The organism is Aeromicrobium sp. (assembly GCF_050700635.1).
GTDB lineage: Bacteria > Actinomycetota > Actinomycetes > Propionibacteriales > Nocardioidaceae > Aeromicrobium.
Genome location: NZ_JBOHDT010000058.1, coordinates 1 through 4,149, shown reverse-complemented (window position 1 = coordinate 4,149; position 4,149 = coordinate 1). Strand labels below are relative to the sequence as shown.

Here is a 4,149-nt window from a genome sequence, read left to right as displayed (position 1 = left end):
TCGGCCTCGAGGTCGGCACCATCTCCGACGTGACCCCCAGCCCGCACAACGGCTGCCGCCCACCCAAGCACCGGAGGCTCTGAACATGGCTCGTTACACCGGCCCCCTCACCAAGAAGTCGCGTCGTTTCGGCGTCGACCTCGTCGGTGGAGACGCCGCCTTCGAGCGTCGTCCCTACCCGCCCGGCATGCACGGGCGCGCCCGCGTCAAGGAGTCCGAGTACCGCACGCAGCTGCAGGAGAAACAGAAGGCTCGCTACACCTACGGCGTGCTCGAGAAGCAGTTCCGCAGGTACTACGAGGCCGCGCACCGCAAGCCCGGCAAGACCGGCGACAATCTGCTCTCGCTGCTCGAGAGCCGTCTCGACAACGTCGTCTATCGCGCGGGCCTGGCCCGCACGCGTCGGCACGCGCGGCAGCTCGTGAGCCACGGGCACTTCCTGGTCAACGGCGTCAAGACGGACATCCCGTCGTTCCAGGTCAGCAAGCACGACATCATCGACGTCAAGCCCAAGTCGTTGGAGTCAACCCCGTTCATCGTCGCCCGCGAGACCCACGACCGGGACACCGTGCCCGGTTGGCTCGACGTCTCGCCCGATCGCGGACGCATCCTCGTGCACCAGAATCCCGTCCGTGAGCAGATCACCGTTCCGATCCAGGAGCAGCTGATCGTGGAGTTCTACTCCAAGATCTAGCTCCCCAAGAAGTCAACACTGCGCACCATCAACCCGGGCCTTCAAATAGTGGTCGGTCCGGAAAGGAAGAAATCATGCTGATCGCCCAGCGCCCCGTCCTCTCCGAAGAGGTCGTCGACGAGTTCCGTTCGCGGTTCGTCATCGAGCCTCTCGAGCCCGGATTCGGCTACACCCTCGGCAACTCGATTCGTCGCACTTTGCTGTCGTCGATCCCGGGTGCTGCCGTCACCTCGATCAAGATCGACGGTGTCCTCCACGAGTTCTCGACCGTCCCCGGTGTCACCGAGGACGTCACTGAGATCATCCTGAACCTCAAGGACCTCGTGGTCTCCTCCGAGAACGACGAGCCGGTCGTCATGTACCTGCGCAAGACCGGCACCGGTGTGGCCACCGCGGCTGACATCGAGCCGCCGGCCGGCGTCGAGGTGCACAACCCGGATCTGCACGTCGCCACCCTCAACGAGAAGGGCACCCTCGAGATCGAGCTCGTCGTCGAGCGCGGCCGCGGCTACGTCTCGGCCACGCAGAACAAGACCGGTGAGGAGGAGATCGGACGCATGCCCGTCGACTCCATCTACTCCCCGGTCCTCAAGGTGACCTACAAGGTCGAGGCAACCCGTGTCGAGCAGCGCACCGACTTCGACAAGCTCGTCGTCGACGTCGAGACCAAGAAGTCGATGCTGCCGCGCGACGCCATCGCGTCGGCCGGTTCGACCCTGGTCGAGCTGTTCGGTCTGGCCCGTGAGCTCAACGTCGAGGCCGAGGGCATCGACATCGGCCCGTCGCCGGTCGACGAGCAGCTCGCCGCCGACCTCGCACTGCCGATCGAGGACCTCAACTTCACGGTCCGCTCGTACAACTGCCTCAAGCGTGAGGGCATCCACTCCGTGGGTGAGCTCATCACGCGTTCGGAGCAGGACCTGCTCGACATCCGCAACTTCGGCTCCAAGTCCATCGACGAGGTGAAGGCCAAGCTCGCCGAGATGGGCCTCGCGCTCAAGGACAGCCCGGCCGGATTCGACCCGGCTGCCGTCATCGACGCCTACGACGAGGATGCCAGCTTCGCCGAGGACGAGCAGTACTGACCTGCCGCATTGCGGCTCGACCACCCGTCTCGCTGAATCTGGAGAGAACATGCCCACGCCCACCAAGGGAGCGCGCTTCGGCGGAAGCCCCGCGCACCAGCGTCTGATCCTCGCCAACCTGGCGCAGGCTCTGTTCGAGCACGGCCGCATCACCACCACGGAGGCCAAGGCGCGTCGCCTGCGTCCGTACGCGGAGCAGCTCATCACGAAGGCCAAGATCGACACGGTGGCCAACCGCCGCCACGTCGTCAAGGTCATCCGTGACTACGACGTCCTGCACACGCTGTTCACCGAGATCGGTCCGGCCATGGCGACCCGACCGGGTGGCTACACGCGCATCACGAAGATCGGTCCGCGCAAGGGCGACAACGCCCCCATGGCCGTCATCGAGATCGTCGAGGCCAAGGAGTTCGCCGCGCAGAACCAGGCGCCGAAGAAGCCGAAGAAGGCGCCCAAGGCCACTGCTGCCGCACCGGTCGAGGACGAGGCCCCTGAAGCCCCTGAGGAAGCCGTAGCCGAGGCCGACGTGGCCAAGGTGGAGACCGACGAAGTGGCGGAGACCCCGGCTGCCGAGGCGGTCGAGACCGAGGCAGAGGACGACGCCGACAAGTAACGCTCATCCGATGACGGCCCCGTGACCCTTGATGGGAGCGGGGTCGTCGTCATTCCTGCAGTCGGCGGTCTGCGGAGAGTCGTCGCCGAGCCGCTCGTGCAAGGCGACGGACGACTCTGACGTGCCGCGCCCTCCGTCGAGATGGCCACCGGGCCGGGGCACCCGCCGACGCGAGCATCTCATCGACGATCGCTCCGGCGATGTCCCGTGGTCTCCCGTAGGCAGGGTGGTGGTGCACCCTGATGTCAGGGCAGAAGTTGGCCTCCAGGATCACGGCGCCGTCGACGGTGTCGAGGTCCTGTGCCATCAGGTCCACCCCGGTGTTGCGCAGACCCGGGATCGCTCGGCTGGCGTCGACCGCGAGGTTCAGCAGGTCGGCGTGGACGAGCCCGGTGACGTCCACGTTCTCCCCGCCGGTGCCCACGTTGGACGGGCCGTTGAGCACGACCACCTCGTTGGCAACCGGAACATCGTGGAGGGCCCGTCCGGCCCGGGCCAGCAGCGCGCGCTCCACGGTCAGAGGCGACTTGGCCAGGTAGGCGTGCTGGTCTCGACGTCGCTGCTTCAGCTCGACCAGCTCGGCGATGCTGCGCCGCCCGTCACCGACGACGTGAGAAGGGAGGCGCGTGGCCACGGCGACGACACGTCGTCCGACTACGGACACCCGGATGTCGATACCCTCGATCTGCTCCTCCAGGAGGAGCTCCGGAGCCCTCCTGGCGGCTCGCCCGGCGGTCTCCCAGGCCGCTCTGAGGTCGTCCTCCGTCGCGATTCCGCAGACCACGCCTTCACCGCGCCCCTGCGACAACGGCTTGAGGACCGAAGGACGGCCGACCGCCTGCACGTGGGCGAGAGCCTCGTCGAACTGATCTTGACGCAGCACGATGCCATCCGGGGTCGGCAGACCCGCTGCCCTGAGCATCTCCTTGGTCAGCTGCTTGGACCGGCAGATGGAGATGGCCTCGGGGCTGTTAAGGGTGCTCGTCTCCTTCTTCACGCCGCCCACGGGGACACGCCCGTCGTAGAGATAGATCGCGTCTCCGACCGTCTTGGTCGATAGCCCGCGGGCACTCGCGGCACGACGAATCAGGGCTGTATGCCCCTGAGACACGGCCACCTGATGAGGGCCGCCGGGAACGATCGGCAGCACGTCACGTACGAATCGCTCGACGGCGGTTCGACCGTCATGCACCTCGCCGGGCCTCCAGCACGCGGAATCCCTGCTCGGAGGCGATCCGATACGTGGGCCACCCCTGCTCCGTCAGCCAACGCTGCAGGGAGTCCGAGCCGAGGTTCCGGCCGACGACGAGGTACGCACGACCGTCCGGCGTCAGGCGCCCCAGCCAGTGCACCAGGAGGTCGTGCAGGGCGGACTTGCCGATCCGGATCGGCGGATTCGACCAGATGGCGTCGAACCGGACGTCGTCGGGCACGGCGTCCGGCGCCACGGCGAGGACGGGAACCCCCAGCTGTTCCGCGTTCGACCGGGTGAGCTCGACGGCGCGCTCGTTGACGTCGGTGGCCCAGACGGTGCTGTCCTCCGACGTGATGGCGATCGCGCAGGCGATCGGACCCCAGCCGCAGCCGAGATCGAGGACCGTCGACCCGGGCTCGGGCGGTTTGGTGTGCCTCAGAAGGACGTCTGTCGCCTTGTCGAGCCCCTCGCCGGCGAAGACGCCACTGGACGTGGCAAGCTCGAGGCGATGACCCCAGGCGGAGATGCGGATGCGGCGTCGGCGGTCCTCCGCGCTCGGTCG

The 4,149-nt window shown here is 67.2% G+C and carries 6 protein-coding genes; 4 read left to right on the top strand and 2 right to left on the bottom strand.

Annotated elements, in window-relative coordinates; genetic code table 11:
• The 4 genes from rpsK to rplQ all read left to right on the top strand — a co-directional run.
• On the top strand, nt 1-83 hold an 83-nt coding region (rpsK, locus tag ACRDPN_RS04345), incomplete at its 5' end, for a 30S ribosomal protein S11 (protein ID WP_431446121.1).
• Between the two features lie 2 nt (nt 84-85).
• Nucleotides 86-694, top strand: coding sequence for a 30S ribosomal protein S4 (gene rpsD / locus ACRDPN_RS04340; RefSeq protein ID WP_431446120.1), 609 nt, complete (start codon nt 86-88; stop codon nt 692-694).
• 74 nt (nt 695-768) lie between these two features.
• A complete protein-coding gene (locus tag ACRDPN_RS04335; protein WP_431446118.1) occupies nt 769-1,779 on the top strand; it encodes a DNA-directed RNA polymerase subunit alpha in 1,011 nt (336 codons plus the stop codon).
• 49 nt (nt 1,780-1,828) lie between these two features.
• Nucleotides 1,829-2,392, top strand: a complete 564-nt coding sequence (gene rplQ / locus ACRDPN_RS04330) for a 50S ribosomal protein L17 (RefSeq protein ID WP_431446117.1) — start codon at nt 1,829-1,831, stop codon at nt 2,390-2,392.
• Between the two features lie 49 nt (nt 2,393-2,441).
• Here the strand turns inward: rplQ and ACRDPN_RS04325 are convergent, their stop codons facing one another.
• The gene (locus ACRDPN_RS04325) at nt 2,442-3,389 is read right to left on the bottom strand and encodes a hypothetical protein (RefSeq protein ID WP_431446115.1); all 948 of its coding nucleotides are present in this window, start codon (nt 3,387-3,389) and stop codon (nt 2,442-2,444) included.
• A gap of 187 nt (nt 3,390-3,576) precedes the next feature.
• Nucleotides 3,577-4,149, bottom strand: a 573-nt coding sequence (locus tag ACRDPN_RS04320; protein ID WP_431446114.1) for a class I SAM-dependent methyltransferase, incomplete at its 5' end; no start/stop codon positions are given.